General features: G+C 45.6%; 2 protein-coding genes. One reads left to right on the top strand and one right to left on the bottom strand.

The window, feature by feature from the left end; all coding sequences use genetic code 11:
- Positions 1-370: GNAT family N-acetyltransferase (locus B3763_RS03175; protein ID WP_286743591.1), on the bottom strand; the 370-nt coding region annotated here is incomplete at its 3' end.
- A 173-nt stretch (positions 371-543) separates the two neighbouring features.
- On the opposite strand from B3763_RS03175, the gene B3763_RS03170 reads away from it, so the two are divergent.
- A partial coding sequence (locus B3763_RS03170; RefSeq protein ID WP_286743589.1) for a pyruvate carboxylase occupies positions 544-2,659 on the top strand: 2,116 nt, incomplete at its 3' end.

Here is a 2,659-nt window from a genome sequence, read left to right as displayed (position 1 = left end):
CTTTATTTTTGGCTTCTTGCATTGCAAAATTCAATAGTAAAGTGCCAAGGCCCTTGCCCTGAACATGTCTTTTTAGGTATATGCGCTCAACTTCCATGGCATTGTCCAAAACCTGGTCTGACTGAGCTTTTTTCGTATTGAGCTTAAGATAGCCCACCGGCTCATCTGTATTTTTTAAAAAGTAAAAGTAACTGTCCGGGGTTTCCAGTTCGTTGCGCAATTGGTTGGCATCGAATGCCTTTTGCAAATAACCGTCAAAATCGGCCTGATGGTTCTTATCGCCAAATGCATCGGTAAAAGTCTCTATAGAAATAGATCTGAGCTCCTCTAGCTGCTCGATAGAAATCTTATCGATTCGATAGTTTTCCATAGACTTTGGGAATTTTAAAAATTACTTAACCGTCTAATATACAATTATAAGCCCTTGTGGAGGCTTACTTTTCGGGTCGCAAAAATATATTTTTTGAAAACGTGATCAATTCGGATTTGGCATTTGTGCCTAACCTGCTAATCATTTAAATTCCACCCATTCAAGTTTTGAGCATGGAAACAAACATTCGCAAATTCAATAAAATACTGGTGGCCAATCGTGGCGAAATTGCTATACGCGTACTGAGAGCAGCTTCTGAAATGAAGATTCGTACGGTGGCCATTTACACATACGAAGACCGTTATTCCCTCCATCGATACAAGGCCGATGAGGCTTATCAGATTGGAGACGATGATGATCCGCTCAAACCTTATTTGAATATTGATGAGATCATTGCTCTGGCCAAAAGGGAAGGGGTAGATGCTATACATCCCGGCTATGGGTTTCTTTCAGAAAACGTACACTTTGTAAGGGCTTGTAAAGCAGCCGGAATCACATTTGTTGGCCCCGAGCCGGAAGTAATGCAACGCTTGGGCGACAAGGTGCAGGCTAAAATTGTGGCCCGTAATGCCCAGGTGCCGCTTATTGAAGACAGTCAGGAGCCGCTCACAAGCAGTGCCATTGCTCTTAAAGAAGCAAAGCGAATTGGCTTTCCTGTAATGGTAAAGGCCGCAGCCGGTGGGGGAGGCCGCGGTATGCGGGTGGTACGCTCGGAAGATGAATTGGAGCGCGCTTTCAATGAGGCTCGTGGAGAGGCTGGAAAAGCCTTTGGAGACGATACGATTTTCATTGAAAAATTTATTGATAGCCCCAAGCACATTGAGGTGCAAATCATGGGCGATAATTACGGTAACCTTGTACACCTGTATGAGCGCGATTGCTCGGTGCAGCGCAGGTACCAAAAGGTTGTAGAAGTGGCTCCTTCCATAGGGCTAAAAGATGAAACTCGTGAAAAACTCTATGAGTATGCGCTGAGAATTACCCGCGAAGTGAATTACAATAATGTGGGTACAGTAGAGTTTCTGGTCGATGCCGATGAGCAGATTTACTTTATTGAAGTAAACCCAAGAGTACAGGTTGAACATACGGTGACTGAAGAAATTACAGGCATTGATATTGTTCGCTCTCAAATAGAAATAGCTCAGGGTTATCCGCTCGACCACCCTCGGATTTTCATCAAAAGCCAGGCCGATGTGCAGAAGAATGGTTTTGCCATTCAGTGCCGAATTACTACAGAAGACCCGGAAAACAACTTTAAGCCCGATTATGGCACCATTATAGCCTACCGGTCTCCGGGAGGGTTTGGTATTAGGCTAGATGCCGGTAACTGCTATGCCGGAGTAACCATATCGCCCTTTTTCGATTCGATGTTGGTGAAAATCACTGCTTCAGGACGCACGTTAAAAGGAGCTGCTCAAAGGCTGCAACGCGCACTTTCTGAGTTTAGAATACGAGGCGTAGTAACCAACAAAGGCTTTTTAGAGAATGTACTTAGTCATGAGACTTTCTTTACCGGAAAGGCCACAGTAAAGTTTATAGAAAATCATCCGGAGTTACTCCAGATGCCACGGTACATGAACCGGGCCACAAAGTTACTCAACTACCTGGGAGAGGTGGCCGTCAATGGCAATCCGAGCGTAAAGAAAATAGACCCTTCAGTAAAGTTGAGGGTACCGAAGGTTCCTGAGTTCGACCGTTTGGGAGCGTATCCTTCCGGCACCAGGCAAATTTTGGAAGAAAAGGGAGCCGAAGGGTTGGCCAAGTGGATTAAAGAGCAGCCGCAAATCCTATTTACCGATACTACCTGGCGCGATGCCCATCAGTCGTTGTTGGCTACGCGAATGCGTTCGCTGGACATGCTCAAAGTGGCCGAAGGTTTTGCCAAAAATCAACCCAACGTATTTTCTTGGGAAATGTGGGGAGGGGCTACCTTCGATGTGAGTATGCGGTTCCTTTATGAAAACCCATGGGACCGGTTGAAGCGAATGCGTGCGGCAGCACCCAACATACTTATGCAAATGCTTATAAGAGGTTCCAACGGTGTAGGTTACAAAGCTTATCCGGATAATCTTATTGAGCGATTTATTGAGAAGTCGGCTGAGAATGGCATGGATATTTTCCGAATATTCGATTCTCTCAACTGGGTAGAGGCCATGAAGGTGAGCATTCGCACGGTTCGTGAGAGAACCAACTCGGTGGCAGAAGCTTGCATTTGCTATACGGGCGATGTGCTCGATAAGGAAAGCAAATACAACTTGCAGTATTATCTGGATATGGCTCGGGCACCGT

It is taken from the genome of Roseivirga sp. UBA1976, from assembly GCF_002336325.1.
GTDB classification, from domain to species: domain Bacteria; phylum Bacteroidota; class Bacteroidia; order Cytophagales; family Cyclobacteriaceae; genus Roseivirga; species Roseivirga thermotolerans.
The sequence above is the reverse complement of the archived record's forward strand: the minus strand, read 5'-3'. Positions and strand labels throughout refer to the sequence as shown.